The following is a 23,916-nucleotide window of genomic DNA, read 5'->3' as shown; positions in this document are numbered from 1 at the left end:
CACCCCCTACTCGGTACGGGCAACCTGGTCGATGCGGTAACCCTCGATCTGGTCGCCGGGCTTGATGTCCTGGAAGTTCTCCAGGCCAATGCCGCCCTCGGAACCGCTCTTGAGGCTCTTGGCCTCGTCCTTGTAGTGGCGCATCGAGGCGATCTTGCCGTTGAAGACCACGATGCCGTCGCGCACCAGACGCACGGAATCGGTCGCGGCGATCTCGCCCTCTTCGACACGGACACCGGCGGCGATACCGACTTTGGGCACCTTGAAGGTGTCCAGGACGGTCGCGGTACCCGTGGAGACCTCGACCTCGGTGGGCTTAAGCATGCCGATACGGGCAGCGTCGAGTTCCTCGAGGCACTTGTAGATGACGTCGTAGCAACGGATCTCGACGCCCTCGCGCTCGGCAGCGGAGCGGGCCTTACCGTCGGGACGGACACCAAAGCCGATGATGATGGCGTTGGAGGCGTCGGCCAGGACGACGTCGGTCTCGTTGATGGCACCAACGGCGGAGTGGATCGTGTTGATACGAACCTCGGACTGATCCATCTTGTCGAGCGAATCCTGAAGGGCCTCGATGGAACCCTGGACGTCGGCCTTGATGATCAGGTTGAGCTCCTTGACCTCGGCGTCTGCAATGGTCTCGAAGAGGTTCTCGAGCGTGACGTGCTTGACGCGGCTCTGCTCCTCGATACGGGCCTTGAGCGAACGCTCGTCGGCAAGGGCGCGAGCCTCGCGCTCGTCCTCGAACACGCGGAACTCGTCACCGGCGTTGGGCACGGACTGCAGGCCCAGGATCTCGACGGCGTCGGAGGGACCGGCCTCGGTGACGGTGCGGCCCTTGGGGTCGAGCATGGCGCGGACGCGGCCGTAGGTGAGGCCGGCGACCAGCGTATCGCCCACGTGCAGGGTACCGCGGGTCACGAGCACGGTAGCGACCGAGCCGCGGCCCTTGTCGAGCTTGGCCTCGAGGACGTTGCCGGAGGCAAAGGTGTCCGGGTTGGCCTTGAGCTCGAGTACATCGGCCTGGAGCAGCACGGTCTCGAGAAGATCGTCGATACCGATCTTCTGCTTCGCCGAGATGTTGACGAACATGTTCTGTCCGCCCCACTCCTCGGGGATGACACCGTACTCGGTGAGCTCCTGGCGCACGCGGTCGGGGTTGGCACCCGGCTTATCGATCTTGTTGACGGCGACGACGATGGGTACGCCGGCAGCCTTGGCGTGGTTGATCGACTCGACCGTCTGGGGCATGACGCCGTCGTCGGCGGCGACGATCAGAATGACGATGTCGGTCACCTTGGCACCACGGGCACGCATAGCCGTAAAGGTGGCGTGACCCGGGGTATCGATGAAGGTGATCTTGCGGTCGTTGATCATAACCTGCGAAGCGCCGATTGCCTGGGTAATGCCGCCCGCCTCGCCGGCAGCGACGCCGGTGTGACGGATGGCGTCGAGGAGGCTCGTCTTGCCGTGGTCGACGTGGCCCATGACGGTGACGACCGGGGCGCGCGGCTTAAGGTCGGCGGGATCGTCGTAGAACGAGAAGGTGTTCTCCTCCTCGGGGGTGATGATCTTGATCTGACGGCCCAGGTCGTCGGCAACGAGCTCGACGAGGTCGTCGGACATGGACTGCGTCATGGTGAGCGGCGTACCCAGCAGGAACAGGCGCTTGATGATGTCGTTGGCCGGAACGTCGAGCGCCTCGGCAAGCTCCTGGACGGTAACGCCCTGGGAGACCTTGATGGCGTCGAGCTCCTCGGGGTTCACGCCCTGGGCCAACGCCTCCTCTATCTTGCGCTCCTCCTGAGCCTTGGCAGCCTCGCGCTCGCGCTTCTCCTTGCGCTTCTTGCGGCGACCGGTGGACTCACGAGAGGCCTCCTCGACGGCAGCACGAGCCTCCTCGAGCACCTTCTCGCGGCTGTACTCCTCGGCCTCGCGAGCCATGCGGCTATAGCGGTCCTCTTCGTTGTTGTGACCGCCCTTGCGCTTCTTGCCCTTGCCCTGCTTATCGGGGTTGGGGAAGTCCATGCCGCCAGCAACGTTGTTGCTGGCGTTGGTGCGATGGCTGTGCGGATGACTCTCGGAGGCGTTGCGCTCGGAGTTGTTGTCGGAGGCGTTACGATCGTTACGACGGCCACCGCGGCGGTCGTTGTTGCCGCCACGACGGTTACCGCGCTCGGCGGCGCGCTCGGCCTTGGCCTTCTGCTCGGCGTCCTTCTTCTCCTTGAGCACAGTCTCCTGTGCGGCGATCTGGTCAAGCAGAGAGCGGAAACGCGAACCGGAGTCGGAAGCGGGAACGGCGCGGCGCTGGGCCTCGCGGGCGGCCTCCTCCTTCTCGCGAGCAAGACGCTCCTGCTCGGCCTTCTTCTTGGCCTCGGCCTCGGCACGGGCGGCCTCCTCGGCAGCCTGGGCGGCGGCGAACTGACGGCGCTCCTCCTCGCGTGCCTTCTCGGCGGCGATGCGCTCGCGCTCGGCCTCGGCAGCGCGTGCTGCCTCCTCGGCGGCAGCGGCCTGCTCCTCGGCCTGCTTGGCGGCCTCGACTTCCTGGGCGCGGGCCTCGATCACCGAGGCGAGCTGCTTGCGGACCATGGCGACGTAGGCGTCCTCCAGAGCGGAGGAAGCGGACTTAGCGGGAATCTTCATTTCGGCGAGATGACCCATCAGTTCCTTAGAGGTCATGCCGAACTCTTTGGCCAGGGTGGACACACGGACTTTTGCCATATGACTTCACCTACCCTTTCTGGCACCTTGGGTGCCTAGAGACTGAACGAGCGTGGGGTATGCGCTGGGACCTGCCCGGCGCGACCGCGCGCTAGATCAGGTCCTCCGCATCATCGAAGGCGTCGGTGTCGTGGACACCGCAGAAACGGGAGCCGGGACGGGCCTGGTTGCGGCACTGGATGCCGTCCTCGGACACGAACTCGCAGCGACGGACGTCCTCGTCCTCCTCGTCACCGATCAGGTCGGCGGCGGGCTCCTCGTGAACGGGAACGTTCTTGAGGATGTCGGCGGCAAGGGTCTCGGACTTGATGTCGATGTGCCAGCCGGTCAGGCGCGCGGCGAGGCGGGCGTTCTGGCCCTCCTTGCCGATGGCGAGGGACAGCTGGTCGTCGGGCACGATAACGCCGGCGTAGGCCTTCTCCTCGTCGATAAGGACGCGGGTGACCTTGGCGGGCGACAGGGCGTTGGCGACGTAGACGGCCGGATCGGCATCCCACAGGATGACGTCGACGCGCTCGCCACGGAGCTCGCCCACGACGGCGCGAACACGGCTGCCCTTGGGGCCGACGCAGGCGCCAACGGGATCCAGGCGATCGTCGAGCGAGTGGACGGCGACCTTGGAGCGCTGGCCGGGCTCGCGGGCGATCGACTTGATCTGAACGGTGCCCTCATAGATCTCGGGCACCTCCTGCTCAAACAGACGACGCATAAGCTCGGGGTGGGTACGGGAGATGACAATCGGCGGACGGCTGTGCTCGCCACGAACCGGCTGCAGGTTGGAGTTGGGGTCGCGAACGTCGATGATCACGGCCTTGATGTGCTGATTGTGCAGATAACGCTCGCCCATCGGACGCTCGTTGCGCTCGTTCTCGTAACGGCGCTGGTCGAAGTGCGGAAGCTCGGCCTCGACGCCCTCGCGGATCTTGACGATCGTGAAGTCGGGCGTGGACTGCAGCACGGTACCGCTGATGAGGTCACCGATGCGGCCGGCGAACTCCTCGTAGATCTGCTCGCGGGCGGAGTTGCGCACGATGGCGTTGATCTCGGCCTTGGCGTGCTGGGCGGCGATGCGGCTCGTGTTCTTGGGGGTGACGTCGATCTCCTCGAACTCGGTGAAGTTGCCTTCCTCGTCCATGGAATCGTCGATCGGCTCCAGGCGGTAGACGTAGATCTTGCCGGTGGTGCGGTCGATGGTCACCTTGGCGCCCCACTCAAGATGCAGGATCTCGGCATAGCTCTTGGCGAGCGACTGCTCCAGGCGGTCGATCAGGTAGAGCTGGTCGATGTGCCTTTCCTGGCAAAGCTCCATCAGGGCGGTCATCATGTCGGATGCTGCCATCTTACTTTCCTTCCTTCGCGGGCTTGAAGTCGTAGGTGGGCTTCAACTTGCACTTTTTAACATCAGAGAAATCGAGGGTGACGGACTCGCCGTCCTCGAGCTCGAGGGTCACGTTCGTCTCGGTGGCGGCGGCAATCTTGCCGGCGTACTTGCGACGGCCCTCGGTGGCGGTGGAGGTGAGCTCGCAGTTCTCGCCCACAAAACGGGCAAAGTCACGCGGGCGGCGCAGCGGGCGCGCCATACCCGGGCTCGACACCTCGAGCGTATAGCTCGAAGAGATGGGGTCGAGCTCCTCAATCACATCGCCGACCCATTTGGTGTTGGCCGTGACGTCATTGAGCGACAGGCTCTGACCCTCGGCACCCTCGATACGCACACGCACGCAGGGGGCCTTGGTGGCACCCACGAGCTCAACGTCGACGATGTCGACATCGTGCTGGGGAGCAACGGCCTCGAGCGCGTCGATGATCGCCTGTTCGGTCTTGGTCTTGACCATTGCGGCACCTCCATCCATACAAAAAAGAAGCGGGGCCGAAACCCCACTTCTTTCAATTACAACTTCATTTGCAAGCAAACTATACCAATACCTGCACAAACGTGCAACCACAACACAAACCCGCAGGTCAGCGTGAGCACAGGTTCTCCACAAGAAATGGATAATTGGGTGTTGTCGCAAGTGTCCATAACCAAACCGAGGGGCGACTCCCTACGGAATCGCCCCTCGGTTTTGATGTCAGCTATGCGCGCAGCGCTTACTTGACCACCAGGTTAACCAGCTTGCCGGGCACGCAGATGGCCTTGACGACCGTCTTGCCCTCAAGCCACTTGGCAACGGCGACCTCGGCGGCAGCCTGCATCTCCTCGTTGGAGGCGTCGCGGGCGACGTCGATGCGGCCACGGACCTTGCCGAGCACCTGTACGACGATTTGCACCGTGTCCTCGATGGACTCGGCCAGGTCAAACTCGGGCCAGGCGGCGGTGTAGGCATTACCCTCGCAGCCGAGTGCCTCATGCCACAGCTCGTCGGCCCAGAACGGGCAGATGGGGGCAAGGACGCTCACGATATCCTTGGCCACGCCGTAGCACAGGGCCTTGTCACGGGAAGCGCCCTCGGTAGCGTTGAGGTAGGCGCTCGCGGCGTTGACGAGTTCCATGACAGCCGAGATCGCGGTGTTGAACTGGCCGCGGTCGAAGTCCTCGGTGCACTTGGCGATGGTGCGGTGACGCTCGCGATAGAGCTTCATCGCGACCTCGTCGAGCGCGGACTTGTCGAAGGACAAGTTGGCGTCACCGGACTGGACGAGCTGCCACACGATACGCCAGGCGCGCTTAATGAAGCGGTTAGCGCCCTCGACGGCCTTGGGATCCCAGTCGAAGTCCTTCTCTGGCGGGGCGATAAACAGGATCGCCAGACGCATGGTGTCGGCACCGTAGGGCTCAATAACCGAGCTCGGGGGCACAACATTGCCCTTGGACTTGGACATGGTGTCGCCGTTCTCGTCCTTGACCATGCCCTGACACAGCAGGTTGGTGAAGGGCTCGTCAACGGTCAGCAGGCCCAGGTCGCGCAGCGCCTTGGTAAAGAAGCGGCTGTAGAGCAGGTGCAGAATGGCGTGCTCGATGCCACCGATGTAGTTATCGACGGGCATCCAACGATCGGCAGCCTCTCGGGAGAAGGGCAGCTCGGTGTTGTGCGGATCGGTATAGCGCAGGTAGTACCAGCTGGAGCAGGTGAAGGTGTCCATGGTATCGGTCTCGCGCTTGGCCGGGCGACCGCAGACCGGGCAGGTGGTCTCGTAGAACTCCTTGCACTCGGCGAGGGTCTCGCCGGCACCTAGGTCCAGGTTCTCGGGCAGCGTCACCGGCAGCTGGTCCTCGGGCACGGGCACGATGCCGCAGTGCTCGCAGTGGATGGCCGGGATGGGGTTTCCCCAATAACGCTGGCGGCTGATGAGCCAGTCGCGCAGACGGAACTCGACCTTGCGGCGGCCGCAGCCCATGGCCTCGAGGTCGGCCACGATTGCAGCCTCGCCCTCGGAGTGCTTGCCACCGCGCATGCCGGTGTACTTGCCGGACTGGACGAGCGTGCCCTCGGCAGCGTGGGCGCAATCCCAGTCGACGGTCTCGGCATGGAAGGTGTCGATGGTCTCGCCGCTAGCCTCGACGGCAGCGCGATCCTCATCGTCCAGGATGATCGGCACAATAGGCAGGTCATACTTACGGGCGAACTCAAAGTCGCGCTGGTCGCCGCAAGGAACAGCCATGACGGCACCGGTGCCGTAGTCGGACACGACGTAGTCGGCAACCCACACGGGGACCTTCTCGCCGTTGACGGGGTTCACCACGTAGCGGCCGGTAAAGGCACCGTGCTTCTCGAGGGTGCCCTGGGCACGCTCGACGGCAGAGATATGCTTGGAGTCCTCGACGATCTTAGTCACGGCCTCCTCGTACTCCGTACCCTCGACGAGCTCGTGCAGGCGCGCGTACTCGGGAGCCAGGACAAAGAAGGAGACACCGAAGAGCGTGTCGGCTCGCGTGGTGAAGACGGTGATCTTACCCTCGTCGCCCTCGATGGGCTCGCCATCCTTGTCGCACAGGGTAAAGTCGACCTCGGCGCCCTCGGAGCGGCCGATCCAGTTGGCCTGCATCTGCTTAACGCGCTCGGGCCAGCCGGGGAGCTTCTCCAGATCGTCGAGCAGCTCCTGGGAGTACTCGGTAATCTTGTAGTACCACTGCTCAAGATCGCGCTTCTCGGGCTCGGTGCCGCAGCGCCAGCATTTACCCTCGGTCACCTGCTCGTTAGCAAGAACGGTCTTGCAGGTGGGGCACCAGTTGACCGGATTCTTCTTGCGGTAGACCAGGCCCTTTTCCCACATCTTCTCAAAGATCCACTGACCCCAGCGGTAGTAGTCGGGGCTGCAGGTCTTAACGGTGCGATCCAGGTCGTAGGAGAAGCCCATGCGCTTCATCGTGGCAAGCGCCTGATCCATATTCTTATACGTCCAGGCGGCAGCCTGCGTGTTGTGCTTGATGGCGGCGTTCTCGGCGGGCAGGCCAAAGGCATCGAAGCCGATGGGATGCAGCACGTCGTAGCCGCGCATGCGGGCCTGACGGGCCATGGCATCGCCGATGGTATAGTTGCGCGCGTGGCCCATGTGCAGGTCGCCCGACGGATACGGGAACATCTCGAGCACATACTTCTTGGGCTTGCTGTCGTCGGTGTCGACGGCAAAGAGGTTGGAGTCCTCCCAGGCCTTCATCCACCGGGACTCAATGGCCTGCGCGTCGTAGGCAGGGATCTCGTCCTTATGATCTGTGCAATCGCACATATCAGCTCCTTTGTTAGCTGGGTTGGGGCGGGGCGCTCTTACCTTTACTCGCTGCTGCGGACAGTCCTGCTCGCACGAAGAGCACATTAAGTGCTCTTCGGCTCGTGCGGAACTTGCAGCGAGCAAAGGTAAGAGCGCCCCGCCACATCGTTAACTCGCATGATGATAGCAAATACGACAAGCGAGATGTCTGCGACTTGCAGGCATCTCGCTTTATCTAAATAACGTGGTTGAGGCTCAACCTTTATGTGCAGGTCTTATCTTATCGATACGTTACGCTCTGTTGGGAGTCCTTGACTACGACGTCGTGGGCTCCGCCTTCGACGATCGAGGTCGAGGAGACCAGGGTCAGACGTGCCTTTTCCTGGAGCTCGGGGATCGAGAGGGCGCCGCAGTTGCACATCGTGGACTTAACCTTGTAAAGCGTGCCGCCCACGCCGTCCTTGAGGGAGCCGGCGTACGGGACGTAGGAGTCGACACCCTCGACGAAGCTGAGCTTCGCGGCACCGCCCAGGTCGTAGCGCTGCCAGTTGCGGGCGCGCGCGGAACCCTCGCCCCAGTACTCCTTCATGTACTGGCCATTAACGTTAACGCGCTCGGTCGGGCTCTCGTCGAAGCGGGCGAAGTAGCGGCCCAGCATCATAAAGTCGGCACCCATGGCAAGAGCAAGCGTCATGTGGTAGTCGTAGACGATACCGCCGTCGGAGCACACGGGCACGTAGACGCCGGTCTCCTCGTAGTACTCGTCGCGAGCGCGGCAGACATCGATCAGCGCGGTGGCCTGACCACGGCCGATACCCTTGGTCTCACGGGTGATGCAGATGGAACCGCCGCCGATACCGACCTTGATGAAGTCGGCACCGCAGTCTGCCAAAAAGCGGAAGCCCTCGGCGTCGACGACGTTACCGGCACCGACCTTGACATCCTCGCCGTAGTTGGCGCGGATCCACTCGATGGTGCGCTTCTGCCACTCGCTGAAGCCCTCGGAAGAGTCGATGCACAGGACATCGGCGCCGGCCTCGATGAGCAGCGGCACGCGCTCGGCATAGTCGCGGGTGTTGATACCGGCGCCGACCATGTAGCGCTTATCGCCGTCGAGCAGCTCGTTGGGGTTGGTCTTATGGCTGTCGTAGTCCTTGCGGAAGACGATGCCCATGAGGTGATCGTTGTCGTCGACGATCGGCAGGGCGTTGAGCTTGTTGTCCCAGATCACGTCGTTGGCAACCTTGAGGCTGATGTTCTTGTCGCCCACGATGAGCTGCTCACGCGGGGTCATGAACTCGGAGACCTTCTTCTGGTGATCATCGCGGCTGGGGCGATAGTCACGGCTGGTGACGATACCCACGAGCTTGCCCTTGGGGGTGCCATCGTCGGTAACCGGCATGGTGGAGTGACCGGTCTTCTCCTTGAGGGCGATAACCTGCTCCATGGTCATGTCGGGGGTCAGCGTGGAATCGGACTGCACAAAACCGGCCTTGTGATCCTTAACGGCCTTGACCATAGCGGCCTCGGACTCGGGGGTCTGGGAACCGTAAATGAAGGACAGGCCACCCTCGGTAGCGAGCGCGACACCCATGTCGACGCCCGAGACGGACTGCATGATGGCGGAAACCATGGGGATGTTCAGGGTGATTGCCGGCTTCTCACCGCGCTTAAAGCGGGTCAGCGGCGTCTTAAGAGAGACGTTGTTGGGGATGCACTGCGAGGACGAGTAGCCAGGGACCAGCAGATACTCCGAAAACGTGTGGGACTCACCGGGAAAGAACGTAGCCATGTTTCTCCTTTTTCCATGCGACCGGTCGGCTGCAGGCCTCGTAGGACCCAGCCCAACCTTGGGCGCCCAATACTGGGGAAGTATCTTAACGCACTTTGACTGCTACAATGCATGATTTAAGAAGAGCACACGAGGGTTTGACGCAGGCTTTGCGTTTGCCCAGCAAACACTTTAGCGGGGAGACGTGGGGCGTATGAAGTACAGGACGACGGCAAAGTTGGTCATTCAAGCGTGCGACAAGGATCTGCCGGGCGTGTTTGGTCACGGCTGCGTCTTGCTGCTGCAGGGTATTGCCCACGAACACTCGCTCAACCGTGCCGCCAAGAGCATGGGCATGGCGTATTCCAAGGCCTGGCGCATCGTAAACGAGGCCGAAGGCCAGCTGGGCTGCAAGCTCATCGAGCGCGACGGAGCCCGCGGATCATCGCTCACCCCCGCCGGCGAGCGCGCCATAGCGGCCTACGAGGAGCTGCAGGCCGACATCAACAACGTCATCGCCACCAAAGCCAACGACCTCATCGCCAGCATCAATGCAGAGTAGTCCTTTTGGGACTGAATTGTTGTCCACCGTGCCCTCGGATTGAGGCTCGTGCCACAAAACGGGCCCATCTACTACGTTTAGCTGAATACCCTCGACCATACCGGACATTATGAAAATAAAACCGCTGGTAGACAGCTTGGCATTTTTCGAAATAGGCGGGTATGGTCGACCCCTATGGCTTAAACGTAGAAAATAGGCCGTTTTCGTGACACACACCCCGATTAGTTACTTTCGGAGCGCGTTGTCCAGGGTGGACGCTACAACCAGGGGGTCGTCGGTACCGGCGAAGAGGCGAATGGTGCTCCCCTGCTTGCCGCGCGGAGCAGAGAGTCGCGTCGTTGCGCCGCCGGCGGGCGATGTGCGAAACTCCCCCGGCAAAGCATCGAACAAATCGCCCGCACTGCGCTCGATAAGGTCAAACTCAACTGCCGGACCAAAGCCGTGCTCGAGGATTCCAGTTGCAACCGCATGGTCGGGATGCGAGCTCAGTCCAGGATAGCGCACGGCGTGCACCATCTCATTGGCAGCCAAGTACTCGGCCAGCGCACGTGCGCGGTCGAAATGTGCCTGCATGCGGGCATCGAGCGAGTCCAGCCCGCGCTCCAGCACACCGGCCTCATCAGCAGGCAAATCAAGTTTGACCAAGCCACAGCCCTCAAGCAGAGCATGCGCGCACTCGGCAGCAGCATCCACACGATGGCGCTTGAGCTGCGAGCGCGCGACCGATATGGCAACCAACTTGTGCGGAGCCTCACCGGCGCACACGCGGTCAAGTGCCTCGAGCGACAGCACGGCACCCAAGCGCAACGGATCGCACCCAAAGACACCAGCCACGGTGTTATCCACCACGAGCAGCGCATGAGCCTCACGCGCGGCACGTCCTAACGCGCGCAGATCGGGCACGCGCAATCCAAACCCACCAATAGAGTTGACGAACCACCACAGGTGCGGCCCCTCGACCTCAAACGAAGCATCAAAGCCCTCGGACGCAGCAGTAAACGCCGCAACCGACGGCTCCTCCACCATAGCCACGTCGCAGCACTCAAAGCCGCGCGCAAACGCATCGGCAAAGTCATCGGCAAACGCAACCAGGCGATCGCCGGGACGTACAATCCCCAACAGAGACAGCGCCGCCGGCACATGCGGCGCTGCAGCAAGACGCGCCTCACGCGCGCCGGCCCTTGCAGCCCAGGCCTCTTCTAGCTGCTGTACGTCCACGCGGCACCGTCCCTTCATAAGCAAAAAACCCACGATGCGGGTGTTCCCCGCATCGTGGGCAACGGCTGCAGTATAGCGCCGATAGGCGACGAAACGCCTAGATGCTGAGCGTGTGATAGGTCACGCTCGCACCCGGAGCGTCAACGGTCACGCCATAGGCCTCGGGTGGCCAAAAGCGTCTGCAACGTCGAGCATCTCAAAGTTGGCATCCCAGCTGTCAAAGATACGATGCACCAACACCGCGAGTTCCTCGGCACACAGCAGGGGAAACGGCGCATCTGCCGCACTCTGAAGCGCGACCGACCCGCCCGAGCATGCCTCGAACAACGGCATCAAAAATGGGTCGGTTAATGCCGGCGATGCGGTATACAGATACGGCACGCGCAGGACTTTGGCTTGGATGCCGTCGCGCGATGCATAGTAACGGCACAGGTCGTTGGCAGCGCGGGCGATAATGCCCTTGCCCGTCTGGGCCCCACTGGCGGCCGTGGCGTCGTCGTCACATCCGCCAGTGGTGCCCTCTGCACCCGCGGGCCCCGCAATAAACAGCAGCTGCACATTGCGTCCCATACAGGCACGAAACACCGAGCGCAGCAGCCCAATGTCGCCAAAAGTCACGGTATGCGGGGTGAGGTAGGTAGAAAGGTAGACCACGCGCTCAAACTCGTAGGCCTGGTCCAGGTGCTGGAGGAGCTCTTTCCACGAAGCATGGGGCGACGACTCATCGCGGCGCGCGTCCTGCGCGGCTACGACCTACACATGGTCGCCGGGGAACGCCTTGGAGCAAAAGTCATCGTCAACATATGCGGTGTTGCCAACAACCAGCACTTCCACGGCGTTCCCCCTCCCCAAAAATCTACTTTTGCCATAGTCAAACATGCGTATTGTACGCTGTAAAAGCGAGCCAAGGCGCCTTTAAGGCTGTTTTAAGAACTTTTAGAGGATGTGAGAGCGGCAACTCATTCGACTTAGATTCATCGAGGAAATGCTATTCGCTCTGAAAAGGCACATCGCAATCTGCTGACAGCTCTGCAGGGAGAATGGCAGGCAATGTAAGCGCTCCCATGGGTGAAAGTCCAGTAACAACCATCAAATAGCTCTTTGCATGGGCATATGCCATCGAAATAGCATTTTAAAGAAGGTAGTGACGCGCCTCGTCATCGGGAGAGTTCATTGGCATTTGCGCTGAAACCGAGATGGATACTGTAACGCCAGCGTGCATCTTCTCCTGTGCACCTTCGTCTCTGTCAAGGAGGCTGCCAATTACGCACATCTTTAGACTTGCGCGTGCATCATTACCTTTTTTCGAAAGATGGACATCTTGGTAGCTAACGTCAACTTTTAATTCCATGTTATCCGAGGGCGAATCCTCGATATGGAAATCGGAGTCAACGACGAACAAATGAACGACTTGAATCGGAGCAATAAAATCCCCACTCATGCTGCCAAACCTCCGGAAATCATCTCGAGATTCACATGCGAGGACGGACGCTCGTTCCTAAAAGACCATTGCTCTCGCACGAAATTGTTGGATGAAAGAAACGGTAGCTCTTTAGAATAGCTAACGGTAACCTTAGGAACGATATTGATACCCAAAGCAAGCTCGAACCTAGCGATCGTCTTCAGCGTCATATTGGGCTGAGAATTCAACAGCTTCGAAAGCGACTGAAGGCTCACGCCCATACGCTTTGCCAAATCGCTTTTGCTTAAACCCAGACGCTTCATCTCGCGATGAACAATAAACTCGATATCTAGCGCGTGTTCATAAGCGCGTGTTTCGCTGGTTTCTGTATCGGCGTAAAAATCAGATAAATCTACTTTATTCATTGTGTTCTCCGTTTCGAAAGCCAAGTATAAAAGTCAAGGCTCAGATTCCAGAAGTTGACGTGCTATTCTGGCCGATCATTGTTCGAGCGGTTAATTTCCGCTTAGGGTCTGACAACATTTTCTGGAATTGAGAGTTGTCGGGAGAAGCCGTCAATTCCCAAAACGGTCGACCCTTGAGGTCTCTATATTCGACAAGATCATATCCTTCTGCCAAAGGGCACCTCCCATTTCTAGATGAACTTAACTTATAGGTTAAGTTCATCCATTTAAATACATATAACGAGGTCCAGACAAGATTCCTCTGCCCCAATCGATAAACAAACCAGTCGAGCTTATGCAAAATCCGGAAGTGTGCGGCATATTCTAGACACGTCAACCACACTGGATAGTGGCAACGCTTCTACCTGCGGGTTCCTTTCATGAAAAGGACGATGTGCTCGAGGGTTCCAAAATTTGCCGCATGCTTCCGTCGGGCGTTTCCGGAAGTGCGGTGAAAAACCGAGATCGACAGACCAGACCCCTGTTTTAGCCTTCCGCGACCTGCGGTTTTGTTGCCGAAATTCGGTTTATGCTCGGAGGTTTCCGATTTTTCCCCGCACTTCCGAAAAGCACCCTTAAACCGCGCGTCCCGAAGCGGAAAACCGCCGGATATTTGTTCTCCCCAAATGAGATCCTTGTTTTGCCTGGCCGAATCTTACATCCAAACAAAAAAAGAGGACCGACGCATCAACCCTCTTCAGGTGTCGCCCGAAGGCTTCCAGCGCAATTGATTTAATTCTAATCGATATCACTTGTTTGACCACGATCACGTCAACCAGTAGAAGCCGCCCATGCTCGATCATTCCATTGCCGGGATGGTGCTTGGCTAGTACGTCACACATTGCATACATGAAAAAAGGGCAACACTCTCAATTTGAAAGCGTCACCCTTAAAGCTCCCAAAGAGCTTTTGTATTGCAGGAAGATACTCTACACTATCTTCCCTTGATTGGCGGGTCGAAACAGACACCATTGTGATTTCAAGCAGAAAGCGTTATATTAAGTATGCATTTGCACGTGGTGTTCGCACTATACGCTCAGATGCCATAGTTTACAAAGATGGCCTTCTTCATAGACGCTAGGTGGGATTACTCACTAGTAGCCGATATGTCGAAGGCCTTCTTGTACTTAAGGAAATCATACATTCTAATAAGCCGTTTCAGCTCGCTATTACCGTGGATTATCTTGCGATCGTCCGTGATGAGCGCCCTCAGATATTCAAGCAACTTATTTAGATCGATCTCATCTTCTTCAAGTAGCACAAGCTTTTTAAATGCTTCCTCAAAGCATTCGTTAGCTATAACAGACTGAACCGAGTGTCTAATTCCCGAATGATGATAGCTACCTTTTGCCTTTCGTAGGCTGTTGTTTAGAAAAGCATCTAAATCCTTCTTCTCATCTATTTCCTTTAGCATCCTTGGATTAAGAACTTCCCCTGAATACGCGCTTAAATACTTATACATGGGCAAACCACCCGAGTTAGAAGCAAGCAGCGAAGGAAGGTATTCCTCGACGGCAAGCTTAGGAGCAACATGTTCGTCATCAAACACAACATCACGATATAGAAGTTCGGCTTTGACCATATGCCCGTGCCCTAAAGAAGCATTCGCAACACCGATACCCAGCACAAGATGCTGTCCCTCCGGAAGTCTCTCGAGGTCGCTAAAACTCGCTTCAACTACCAGAGAGTCATTCGGATCGCCCTCATCAGCCAAGGCGTAGATGCTCCTGCGAAGCTCACGAATGATCCTGGGCGAGAAGGAGCATTTGGATTGTCCAATTGCTTCATACACTGCACCAAAATCGTTCGTCCTAATCTCGGTCATGCTTATCTCGCCAATACCTGGAAAGGTAAACGAATGAGTTGAGGTTGCGTTTTCTCCCCTAGTAAGGAAGATAAAGCGCTTTCTAAGCAACGCAAGATTGTTAGAACCGAGGCAGCGCGAAATCGACATGAGGATAGCTTGGATATCGGGGTCGTTAAGGGAATAACCGATAAAAATAATTGGGTATTCCATAAAAATAGTTAACAACTTGGCAGCCAAGTAATCCTGTGTTTCGGCGAGTTTTGCGTAATCTGCCTCCTCAAGAACCATAGATTCAGGATTATCCATAGAACCGTGGATCTTATAGATTTCACCCATTTCAAAAGTTCTGTGAAAGACGAGATCGTCTTGGCCAACAAAAACTTTAAACTCGGGAAATAGCGACTCCAGGAGACAGTCATAGTTGGTTGTTATAACTCCAGAGATACGCCGCCTGCCAACCTCTCTCAAGATATCAAGCTCATGCGTCATATATTCAGGTTTGAACGAGGATAACCTCTCGGCCGCCATGATCTTTAAAATAGATTTACGCTGACGAATGTCCTCTACATGATCGTTTCTAAAAGAAGCGAAGCGAGGGTCCTCAAGAACAGCTATGCGCATATCCTTATCAAGCATCGTCGCGGCAGAGGGCAATGCGCTATTGTCAGACTCATCTGGACAACGTGCCAGGTACGAGTCAAGCCGAAAGGGATCATCGGAAAGACGGGAACAGAGGTGCCTTAACAAACCAACCCAATCGTCGGTACCCATGTATCTACGGGAAAAGCCCGAGCCGACGAATAAATATGGGCTACGCCCCACCCCATTTATCAAACGTACAACGCTTTCTACAATGTCATCTCTTCCGACTTCCATCTAGCGCCTCCAAACAAGCTACTTCCATAAGTATAGAACATATGTTTGGATTTTACTAGAATTGCAAGACTTCATCGGAGACAAAGCTGCTCGACAATTGAAAATTCGAACCGCACAGGTGACCCAATATTCAGCAGTGTTCCGACGAGCAAATATTCATTTCGCGCCTCAGGCAATCTAGCGCAGCGGCATCAGTTAGAACGCCATGACTCTCTAGGAGTTCGATAAGTTGAGCGAAAGTCTAAAATTCCATCGCCAAAGTAACTCCTAAAATCAAAGGGCCGTTGCCGATAACAACCAAACAACGACCCTCCTTTGTCATCGCCTCACGTAGAGCCCACGACAACTGCATCACTAACTGGATGTTAACCTAGATGCGCAGTAATTGCGCATCCAAAAAAGTTAATCATGTAGCAAATACTCTTCGCGTTGAAACTAATGCGAAGCATTTTCGCGTCCGTGCACGAGAATGCGCAATCAATATGCGGAAAGGCAAAGATGATTCACCTAGCTAACAACCATCCAGTCACTACCGACAGTACTCGAAATCTTCGAGGAATCGCCGATGCACACGATGGTCGCCGAAGCGCCGGGCACATACTTGGCCTCAAGAACGGAAACACCTTGCTCCTTAAGCCTTAAGGTCGTCTCGGTTATCTGGGTTTTATTCACATCATTTTTGCTGACCAGTTTAACGCCATTGCCATCATTTTCATTCAGGCAGGATACAACCGTATTGTAATCGGCCCAATAACAGTACTCCCCAGAAAGCCATCCAAGCTCAGTGGCGCATATCGATCCAGTCGCAGAAACCGTCTTTGGAAGCAATCCGTAGCGCTGCCTTTCCTCAAATTCAAGAACATCGCAAAATACGCGATTAGCATTAAGTAATCTCGTTCCACAATAGTCCCCGTAAAACGGCGCAAAATGATTGCGGATAGTCCGCGACAACATACAGTAATCGTAGGTGTAGTAACACTTGAAGATTCGTAGGGCGTCTCCCCCTGCCCCTTCGGCAGAACGGGCGAATTCAACAAGAAACTGGTCCCACATGCGCTCAATATAGGGAATTGCGAGTTTAACGCTATCCATATCAGACAAAGGAGCATCGCTCGTCTGCTGCATTATTCCAGTGGTTTTTGCCAAATGGAAATGAGCTGCCATGCGCTCGATCGTTCGGATAAACTCGGGCCGATTCCCGTCCTCAATCGCCATAATTGCAAAGAAAACACTTCTCAACAGAAGATCACTTGAAAATCGCTGAGGTAAGAGATCGCCATATTCGCGCTCGTATGAGAAGAGCCTGGCCTCACCCGTATCGATTGAAGAGTAACCAAATACGGAGTCCGAAGGAACGACATATGATGGAGCGGCATTTGAGTACACACGGCTAAACTTAATTTGATATCGCTTAAAAAAGGTTGAAATCCAAAAGGTCACAACACCAAATAATGCCAGCTCAAACTCAAAGGCAATACTCGAAGTATCAAGCACATCTAGCCCCTGGCCTCCGAGATAGCCATCGATAACAAAGTGATCGAATGCGACGGACAGCAAAAGGGACATGAACGCCTCAAATGAGAAAGGAAGAGTCCGGTACCGCAATTTACCCCTTGCATGCTTGATTACCCCAAGAAACAACCAATAGAAAAGGGTAGGCATGTATCGCAGCGAAGGACCTGGAACTGAAAACGCATCGCAAATCGCAGCCATAATAAACACCGGGAGCTGGCAACAAATTGTTGGAGCGAGAATTCGGTAGGCAACGTTCAGCCTGCCCGACTCATCGGAGGGATACAGTTCTTCGACGGTGTATTGCCCTCCGATCGCCGAGGGCCCAGCAAAGCGGACAAGCTGAACGCTCGACAAACCGATAAAGACATAAAAGACAATCCAATGAATAGTGACCGATTCCACCTGTAAACAATCTCCTCAGGTCATACGCTTGCGATTAATTGTAGATAGACAGAATTGAACAGGAAGCAACAATATTTGAAACTGTTGTTTTGCGCACCCCGGATCAACCAACATACCCCAGAAAGGTCGCTGATGTTGACTGGGGTTCCCGTAAAACCCCAACAAAAAATGTGCGGAGTGCCGGCCTGAAACTGCCTTCGGACCCTATTGGCTGCACACCGAGAGGCTCCGCTATGAAACGCCCCCTTTACCACCCGCTCTGTGCGACCGCGTGCACGTCCATGGTCAACGCGACGATGCCTATGGCAGCCATTGCAGAGGGGGTTCAGCCTCAGAAGGCCGCCGAGCAGCAGGCGCAAGCCGTGAGGTCGAGCTCAGCGTTGCTTTTGAATGCAGAAAAACGAGTCCGAACGCAGCGGCGTCCGGTCCTCTTGGCAGGTCCCATCTTGGGTTGATGTCCACAAAACTAGCCCTTGCGGTCGGTTAAACAAGTTTCAGCAGCCTTTGATACTCTCCGGGATCACGCATACGCATAATATCCATGTATGTTCTGCTTTTTGCGACCATGATATCGTCGAACTTGGATAGGCCGTGCCCGCTCGCTCTTGTGACAACCATGCGGTCGTCGCAAAAATATGAAAGGAAGGTGTCCTTGCCGGGATGGTGTATCCGTCGGACGTCGAGCACGTTCCGGAAGTCATAGTAAAGTGCGGCGTTGGCGGTTTCCTCAAGTTCAGGCAGTCTGTCGATGCCTTCAAAGCGGCAAGGATAAATTAGCAGCAAGTTTTTCGAATGACTGATTGAGCGAAGAAGTCCTCGGGCCTCACGGTCTTCTTCGCTCAATTGTTTATTACTCTCAGTTTTTAGAAGCTCGTCAAGCTTGGCGAGGCTGTAATCCCTGAGAATTGCATGCAGGCGTAAGCCTCTCTGTTCTTTTACATGACTTCTGCAAAGTTGTTCTAAAGTTATTCCGCGGTCTGAAACTCGCCTTGACGAAGTGAGACTTACGGCGCGCATCATGGATTTTCCGAAGATGAGCTTGAAATCTAACTGATACGCGTCTGATACCGCATCACACTCCCCATTTGCCTCGGATACGGGCGCATGAAACTCCGCACCTCTGGTCAGTTCCTTGAAAGCGTTAGAGTGGTTGATGAGCTCGCGCGTCCATTCCTCGTATGTATATAACGGACGCCCAGAATAGTCTTGCATGAGGTCCTTAACAAACAATTCTGGGGTAATCATTGCGGATTTAAGTCTCTCGGCTCCGGGAACGGCTTCAATAAGCCTCTTATCTATCACTGTGGCCTCCTCTTTGCGGTAGTTTTACGGATGTTGACGGAAGCCGTTCCAGCAGGGTACGCCAAAGTTGGCCGAGCGAGCGGCCCGTCCTGGCTCGGAAGGGTCCGTGCCTTCGCCTAGAATACGCGCACCATGGCGCGTTCAGGCCGCTTTCGGGGTTATCCTGGCCGTTTCCATGGCAACCTCGCGCTACTTCTCGGAGAGGAAGATGGCCGAGTTGCACGACGCGGCGCTGCGAAGGGGAGCATCGTGCTGTCATGACTGGGCCGAGCTGGAAAAGACTGCCGGGAAGATGGTCGAATCCAGCCTTGAGCTTGCCGACAGAGTGGAGTCGGCCTAGGATATCGATAGATTCCGGATCCTGGACACAGGGGCCAAGGAGTCCATTACACCAACTTTCGCGACACTACCGTTCTTGTCATATCATTCTGATGTTCGGCTCGAGTTTCAGAGGCATCGTTCCGCGACCGCGTGAAGGCACATCAATTGTTACCTAGTGATCGGAATTGGCCGATATCGATTTAGTATTTATGGCTATGAATAATCCAGCGCTAAAGCCATCGTTTACCGAGCACTCAAGCGTTTAATCTTCCTATAAATCTTAGCCTCGTCGGGGGCAATCGGATCATTTGGAAACGCCTTTTGGGCTCTCGCTACGTAGGAAAGAAAGTTCCCATAGCGAGAAAATGCAGAAGGGTCAGCATCACCCGAGGGGCATAGCCTTCTTCCCTTAATACCGAGTGGTGAATAATGTTGATATAGAGCGGAGACGCGCTTTTTTGATGCGTGTCTCCCCTCTCCCTCATTAGAACGCGCAATCGCAGTGGCCGCCTCACGGAGACGTTTGTGGTACTTTCCAACCGTAGACTGTCGAAGTCTTACAATGCGCCCGTCAAAGTCAAACCCCAGGAAACTGACTTTCTGCGCCGGATGTGCACCGGAATACGAAAGAACCTCACCCGCGCAAATGCTTTCAAAATCAAGCTGAGCAACTCCGTTGCCATCAACCCGGAACACCTTGGTTTTCTCAGATTGCAGTTTAACGGAATCGACATCGGCCATTAGATTGATTGCCTCTACAAGTGCATCAAAGCCAGATTTTGGAACGGCAATAATAAAGTCATCGCAATAACGAAGATACAAGCCACCAACCCGTTCAACGGCAAGCCTGACCTTCATATCGATATCGGTCATATAGATGTTAGCGAGCACTCCACTTGCAGCAAGACCCTGAGGAATGCCGAGATCAATACCCGTTCGCCGCCACGGCCTGGTGATGACTTTACTTTTGTTTGCAAGAAACTCAGACCTTGGCAAGATAACATCCAGCTTATTAAGTTCACGAATAGACTTGAACCGAAGTTCGATAGCCGCTTCATTGATCATTTTCTCCCGAGTAGGATCGATTACTGGCCATGGAAATTCATGTCGAGCAGCCAAATCAGCAATAGGCCAGCACGAATAGCGAAGGATATTTTTAATAACTTGATAGTGATCGTCCGGCAAGCGTCCACTGGGAAACAACGAACGCAACGACGCTATTAGATGGGCATGATTTAGGTTGTCGAAGAAGCTCTCGAAATCACCCGTAAGCACAAAAGCCGAATCTTGCTCACGCATATAGTCGAATACCTTTTTAGCTGAGGAAATATTGCTGCCAGCAGTTACGGCGCTGTCTGATGAAAGCGAAGAGCGGTACGCTACGGCAACCTCATTAAACTCTTCGGCAATAGCCTTCTTGTTATATAAGTCCGACCACAGATAAGAGTAGTACTGGAAGACGCGGTGATCGAAATGCGAGGCATAAGCGATATTGCGAACTTTGCAGCTTCGCTTACCTCCACGATACCGAACAGTAATGATCTCGTTGGAAATAAGAGGGTAGAACGCATGATGAGAAACGTACCCTGAATCTAAAATCTTGGCCTGAACTTCGGCAAAAGAGGCCCTATGATCGAAATGGGCATATGAACTTTTGGAACTATATCGAGGAATACGAGCGATATCGAACTCGGCCAAAATACCCCCCAAATAAATCAACCTGTCCGGATCAACAAGCGGCGGCTAACCCTCCCCGGACAGGCTAATCAAAGGCGCAGCAAGTGCAACCAACGCTTTCGCGGCCACCTAAAACAATGCTTGCCTATGGCATACTAGACGAAAGCGAGGAATTGGTACTTATGACCATCGAGGCTCTTATCCAGCTAGCAGCAGGCAACGCTGGTGTCAATGTTGCGAACGTCGGAATTTCGTCGTTTGCGATATTGACGGCAGTAGCGTACCCCATCGCCAGTTCGCGATGGGCAGTTAGCTTTATTCCCCATTCTTGCTTTGCTTAAACAGGATATAAGAAATCGGCTCATGCAGTTAACAGCGCCTTGATGCACACCCAATTGTCTTGACGGCGGTCGCATCGAAAATGCTGGTGCGCCTCTACGGATACAAGGACTCCTCCATCTAATGCATGCACGCTAATGCATGCACACGGTCCGCGAGACAATATCACCGACAAGACCGTGAAAATCCCGATGTGCATAATCCAGGAGTTTGGATGCACAGACGGGTGGATTGTCATTGTTCAGATTGGTCGCTTCGCGCTCCTCGCCGACGGGCACATCGTTGAGGGCAAAGACATCAGCGCACAGCGAGGCCGAGGACCAACTCCCTCCCCCTCCCCCCAACATTCCCCAGAAAGTTCGCTGATGTTGACTGGGGGTTCCCGTAAAATAAACTCCAACAAAATATGTGCGGAGTGCTGGCCTGGAGCTGCCTTCGGACCCTATTGGCTGCTCACCGAGAGGCTCCGCTATGAAACGACCCCTTTACTACCTGCTCTGCGTGATCGCGTGCTCGTCCATGGTCAGCGCGACGATGCCTATGGCAGCCATTGCGGAAGCCATCCAGCCTCGAGCAACAGCCGAGCAGCAGGCGCAAGCCGACGCCACGAGCAGCGGCACAGGCAAGGTCGAAGACGGCACCGACACAAATGCGACAGCGGGTACCGTAGAGGACAGCACCGCAACATCCACCGGCGCCAGCGCAGCCAACACGGAAAGCGCTGACGGCACCCCCACCGCGACCGGCACCGCCGCCACATCCGGCAGCACCACCGCCGCAACCAGCACCCCCACCCCATCCCTCCGAGCCCAAGCCAACGTCACGCCCGAGGCGATCTCCGTCGCGGCGGAAACCGGCTATGCCCACTCCGCCACCGCAAGTCAAAACGGCGTCACCTTCACCGTCTCGTGGAATGACGCCCCCGCGGGCGCCGCGACGACCTTCCACGTAACCCAGGCCAACGGCTCGTCCCAGGCCAAGGCGCGCATGGACGTGCCCACCTACTGGGACGGCGGCAGCCATGAAAGCGTCTGCGACCCGTCGCGCCCGGCATGGGCCAGCTACTACAGCCTTGGCACCGCGGGCCACGACTTTACCTTTGACTTCACGGCATCGGGCACGTATCGCATCTACTTCTACTTTATGGACAACGACAGAAACGACCCCCAAAACGACAAGGGGATCTACTACCTGCGCACCACGGCGGAGGTGACCGTAAACGACGCCGCCCGCCCGAGCGTTACGCAGATCGTCAACAACGCCGTGGACCTATGCAGGCAACAGACAGACGGCTTGGAATATGACATGGCGCTGTGGCTCCACGACTGGACGCTCGACCAGCTGGAGTACGACCACAGCCTTAACTGGTGCTCGGCCGAAAGCGGCCTCACGCGCCACCAGGGCACCTGCGAGAGCTACCAGCGCATCTACTCCAAGCTCCTTGACGCCGCGGGCATCGCCAACGGCCGCATCACCGGCAACGGCCACACCTGGAACGCCGTAAAGATCGACGGCAAATGGTGCCAGATGGACCTAACCTGGGACGATACCGGCGACAACTGGTACGGAGACCTGGACCAGCGCCATCTGTACTTTGGCCTGACCGCCGAGCTCATGGCAATCGCCCACTCCGACCACACGGCAAACTACCAAAAGGGCGACTACGCCTACCGCTCAACCGACCTATCCAACAATTATTTTGTGCGAAACGGAAAGGCCGATGAATGGGCCGAGAAGTATGCCGGCCGCATTCAGCAGCACTTGAATGCCAAGGAAGAGAGCATTTCCATTGATGCTGATAACCAGTCCTTCCCGCCGAGCATCTCGGGGATTCAGAACGGGATTGTTGCGTACGCGATGAATCTGAGGGAGTGGAAAACAGGGAAAAGTAATGCAGCGATACAAGCAGTATCGAATTTCAAAACATGCTCTAGTACCTCATGGGAAGTCACTTTCGATTTCACAGTTAAATACACCAATGAAAAGAGGACGGTTGGACAAAGCAGGCAAACGGCTCGCTTCTCTATTTAATTAACGGATAACCGGCCCATGACGAGCAGCGGATCGAGGGGACGGTGGTACTTCTTCGACCCGGAAACGGGGCAGACGCTGAACGAGAATTGATAGCGATTTATCAGACATAATCACGTTGTGCATTTGCTCGTTAGGGCACTGCTGAATATCACGAAACAGTACCGCCGATATTACGCTTGGGAAACAGGGCCGATATGGGTCTCGGTGCCTGTCTATTGCTAGCGTTCGGCATCGTGACGTCACCTTAAATTGGAATTGCATGAAGGTATAGAGCAATGCGAGTCCTGCGACAAAATTTAAGTGAACGTGCAGCCACAGAACATGTTAGCCCGCATCGCCTGCGCCACTCGAATTACAACATTCAAGACATGCTCGCGCACGCGCGAATGAACCTCCTAGGGGACAACGTTGGATTGTTCGAGGTTTCGGTCTAGATTGCGTGCGCCGCCCAGGGGACAACCCCGGGGCGGCGCACGCCGAACCCGAATGCGTTCGCGCGCGCCGTGAGCTCACAATAACCTCTGGCGGGAAAGCGGAGTCCGGTCAGGTGTCGACCGCAAGCCCGTCCTCAAGTATGGAGCATTCAACCTGCTCGTAGTTGAAGAGTATTTACCAGCAGACCAGGCACGGATTTAAAAACAATGCCGCCGAAACTGATAGAGTTGAAGTAAAGAACGATCTCCGCCGTCCTCAGCACGAAGATGAAAGAAGGGAGGGCGCCCGAGAGCCAGCAGCGGTACTGGAAGTTGCGAGGCTCGATGTTAGCGCCGAGCGATTTTAGCCGCTATTAGTCAAATGATTTGGCTCTGTTAGACCAGGATTGACATTCCGCCCCATCATCTTCTTGCGATTGCA

Annotated in this window: 16 protein-coding genes; 3 read left to right on the top strand and 13 right to left on the bottom strand. The window is 56.3% G+C overall.

Annotated features, from left to right (window positions below):
- Positions 1 to 6: 6 nt before the first annotated feature.
- From infB to DW754_RS00065, 5 genes are all read right to left on the bottom strand, one after another.
- Positions 7 to 2,721, bottom strand: a complete 2,715-nt coding sequence (gene infB / locus DW754_RS00085) for a translation initiation factor IF-2 (protein ID WP_117758164.1) — start codon at positions 2,719 to 2,721, stop codon at positions 7 to 9.
- A 91-nt stretch (positions 2,722 to 2,812) separates the two neighbouring features.
- Positions 2,813 to 4,060, bottom strand: a complete 1,248-nt coding sequence (nusA, locus tag DW754_RS00080) for a transcription termination factor NusA (RefSeq protein ID WP_117758165.1) — start codon at positions 4,058 to 4,060, stop codon at positions 2,813 to 2,815.
- Position 4,061: 1 nt separating this feature from the next.
- Positions 4,062 to 4,556, bottom strand: coding sequence for a ribosome maturation factor RimP (gene rimP, locus DW754_RS00075; protein WP_022094168.1), 495 nt, complete (start codon positions 4,554 to 4,556; stop codon positions 4,062 to 4,064).
- Positions 4,557 to 4,812: 256 nt separating this feature from the next.
- Positions 4,813 to 7,389, bottom strand: a complete 2,577-nt coding sequence (leuS, locus tag DW754_RS00070) for a leucine--tRNA ligase (protein WP_117758166.1) — start codon at positions 7,387 to 7,389, stop codon at positions 4,813 to 4,815.
- Positions 7,390 to 7,651: 262 nt separating this feature from the next.
- Complete coding sequence (locus DW754_RS00065) at positions 7,652 to 9,163, bottom strand: IMP dehydrogenase (RefSeq protein ID WP_117758167.1); 1,512 nt, start codon at positions 9,161 to 9,163, stop codon at positions 7,652 to 7,654.
- A gap of 193 nt (positions 9,164 to 9,356) precedes the next feature.
- Here DW754_RS00065 and DW754_RS00060 point away from each other — a divergent pair, with 193 nt between their 5' ends.
- Positions 9,357 to 9,704, top strand: a complete 348-nt coding sequence (locus DW754_RS00060) for a winged helix-turn-helix domain-containing protein (RefSeq protein WP_117758168.1) — start codon at positions 9,357 to 9,359, stop codon at positions 9,702 to 9,704.
- 225 nt (positions 9,705 to 9,929) lie between these two features.
- Here the strand turns inward: DW754_RS00060 and DW754_RS00055 are convergent, their stop codons facing one another.
- The 7 genes from DW754_RS00055 to DW754_RS00020 form a co-directional block, all read right to left on the bottom strand.
- A complete protein-coding gene (locus DW754_RS00055; RefSeq protein ID WP_158561595.1) occupies positions 9,930 to 10,922 on the bottom strand; it encodes a PLP-dependent transferase in 993 nt (330 codons plus the stop codon).
- Positions 10,923 to 11,069: 147 nt separating this feature from the next.
- Complete coding sequence (locus DW754_RS00050) at positions 11,070 to 11,576, bottom strand: hypothetical protein (protein WP_117758170.1); 507 nt, start codon at positions 11,574 to 11,576, stop codon at positions 11,070 to 11,072.
- Between the two features lie 478 nt (positions 11,577 to 12,054).
- Positions 12,055 to 12,363, bottom strand: coding sequence for a hypothetical protein (locus tag DW754_RS00045; RefSeq protein WP_117758171.1), 309 nt, complete (start codon positions 12,361 to 12,363; stop codon positions 12,055 to 12,057).
- Complete coding sequence (locus DW754_RS00040; protein ID WP_117758172.1) at positions 12,360 to 12,749, bottom strand: helix-turn-helix transcriptional regulator; 390 nt, start codon at positions 12,747 to 12,749, stop codon at positions 12,360 to 12,362. Before DW754_RS00040 ends, DW754_RS00045 begins: the two co-directional genes overlap by 4 nt.
- A 1,126-nt stretch (positions 12,750 to 13,875) precedes the next feature.
- Complete coding sequence (locus DW754_RS00035) at positions 13,876 to 15,471, bottom strand: SIR2 family protein (RefSeq protein WP_117758173.1); 1,596 nt, start codon at positions 15,469 to 15,471, stop codon at positions 13,876 to 13,878.
- 507 nt (positions 15,472 to 15,978) lie between these two features.
- The gene (locus DW754_RS00030; protein WP_117758174.1) at positions 15,979 to 17,388 is read right to left on the bottom strand and encodes a hypothetical protein; all 1,410 of its coding nucleotides are present in this window, start codon (positions 17,386 to 17,388) and stop codon (positions 15,979 to 15,981) included.
- Positions 17,389 to 17,871: 483 nt separating this feature from the next.
- Positions 17,872 to 18,690 carry a hypothetical protein gene (locus DW754_RS00020; protein WP_117635105.1) on the bottom strand — a complete coding sequence of 273 codons (819 nt, stop codon included), beginning with the start codon at positions 18,688 to 18,690 and terminating at the stop codon, positions 17,872 to 17,874.
- Between the two features lie 208 nt (positions 18,691 to 18,898).
- On the opposite strand from DW754_RS00020, the gene DW754_RS11205 reads away from it, so the two are divergent.
- Positions 18,899 to 19,030 carry a hypothetical protein gene (locus DW754_RS11205; RefSeq protein WP_255413169.1) on the top strand — a complete coding sequence of 44 codons (132 nt, stop codon included), beginning with the start codon at positions 18,899 to 18,901 and terminating at the stop codon, positions 19,028 to 19,030.
- 224 nt (positions 19,031 to 19,254) lie between these two features.
- Here the strand turns inward: DW754_RS11205 and DW754_RS00010 are convergent, their stop codons facing one another.
- Positions 19,255 to 20,709 carry a reverse transcriptase domain-containing protein gene (locus tag DW754_RS00010; protein WP_147336405.1) on the bottom strand — a complete coding sequence of 485 codons (1,455 nt, stop codon included), beginning with the start codon at positions 20,707 to 20,709 and terminating at the stop codon, positions 19,255 to 19,257.
- Between the two features lie 789 nt (positions 20,710 to 21,498).
- Here DW754_RS00010 and DW754_RS00005 point away from each other — a divergent pair.
- Positions 21,499 to 23,058, top strand: a complete 1,560-nt coding sequence (locus DW754_RS00005) for a transglutaminase domain-containing protein (protein WP_117759881.1) — start codon at positions 21,499 to 21,501, stop codon at positions 23,056 to 23,058.
- The last annotated feature ends 858 nt before the right edge of the window (positions 23,059 to 23,916 follow it).

Source organism: Collinsella sp. AM29-10AC, from assembly GCF_003469085.1.
Classification (GTDB): Bacteria; Actinomycetota; Coriobacteriia; order Coriobacteriales; family Coriobacteriaceae; genus Collinsella.
The sequence above is the reverse complement of the archived record's forward strand: the minus strand, read 5'-3'. Positions and strand labels throughout refer to the sequence as shown.

What these genes read in the sequence shown, in the direction of transcription:
- DW754_RS11205 (WP_255413169.1), top strand. Translation starts at nt 18,899, where the DNA reads ATGGCCGAGTTGCACGACGCGGCGCTGCGAAGGGGAGCATCGTGCTGT.
- DW754_RS00065 (WP_117758167.1), bottom strand. Translation starts at nt 9,163, where the DNA reads ATGGCTACGTTCTTTCCCGGTGAGTCCCACACGTTTTCGGAGTATCTG.
- infB (WP_117758164.1), bottom strand. Translation starts at nt 2,721, where the DNA reads ATGGCAAAAGTCCGTGTGTCCACCCTGGCCAAAGAGTTCGGCATGACC.
- DW754_RS00045 (WP_117758171.1), bottom strand. Translation starts at nt 12,363, where the DNA reads ATGAGTGGGGATTTTATTGCTCCGATTCAAGTCGTTCATTTGTTCGTC.
- rimP (WP_022094168.1), bottom strand. Translation starts at nt 4,556, where the DNA reads ATGGTCAAGACCAAGACCGAACAGGCGATCATCGACGCGCTCGAGGCC.
- DW754_RS00035 (WP_117758173.1), bottom strand. Translation starts at nt 15,471, where the DNA reads ATGGAAGTCGGAAGAGATGACATTGTAGAAAGCGTTGTACGTTTGATA.
- nusA (WP_117758165.1), bottom strand. Translation starts at nt 4,060, where the DNA reads ATGGCAGCATCCGACATGATGACCGCCCTGATGGAGCTTTGCCAGGAA.
- DW754_RS00005 (WP_117759881.1), top strand. Translation starts at nt 21,499, where the DNA reads ATGAAACGACCCCTTTACTACCTGCTCTGCGTGATCGCGTGCTCGTCC.
- DW754_RS00060 (WP_117758168.1), top strand. Translation starts at nt 9,357, where the DNA reads ATGAAGTACAGGACGACGGCAAAGTTGGTCATTCAAGCGTGCGACAAG.
- DW754_RS00040 (WP_117758172.1), bottom strand. Translation starts at nt 12,749, where the DNA reads ATGAATAAAGTAGATTTATCTGATTTTTACGCCGATACAGAAACCAGC.
- leuS (WP_117758166.1), bottom strand. Translation starts at nt 7,389, where the DNA reads ATGTGCGATTGCACAGATCATAAGGACGAGATCCCTGCCTACGACGCG.